Annotated in this window: 1 protein-coding gene; it reads left to right on the forward strand. The window is 47.2% G+C overall.

All coding sequences use genetic code 11. The features are described 5' to 3' along the window. On the forward strand, positions 1 to 377 hold a 377-nt coding region (locus LPKJCM_RS11780), incomplete at both ends, for a transposase (protein WP_133057577.1).

Below are 377 nucleotides of genomic sequence, written 5' to 3' on the forward strand. Positions count from 1 at the left end.
CTCACTCCAAAGTATTCCGGGAATTGGACCAGTGTATGCGGCCGGATTACTGGCTGAAATCGGCCAAATTGACCGTTTCCCCAATGATGCTAGTCTCGCCGGCTACGCTGGCTTATCATGGCAACGCAGTCAATCAGGAAATCATGAGCGACAATTAACGCCGCGAACCAAAAGTGGTAACCAATACCTACGTTATTACTTAGTTGAAGCTGCCAACTCAGTAAGGCGCTATGATCCCACTTATGCCAGGTACTACCAGAAGAAGTTCCGGGAGGTACCAAAGTATCAACATCGTCGAGCTTGTGTGTTGACCGCTAGGAAGCTGGTTCGGTTAATTATTAATCTACTAACTGAACATAAACTGTACACGCCTCCTA

Origin of the sequence: Lentilactobacillus parakefiri (assembly GCF_002157585.1) — a bacterium.
Lineage (GTDB): Bacteria > Bacillota > Bacilli > Lactobacillales > Lactobacillaceae > Lentilactobacillus > Lentilactobacillus parakefiri.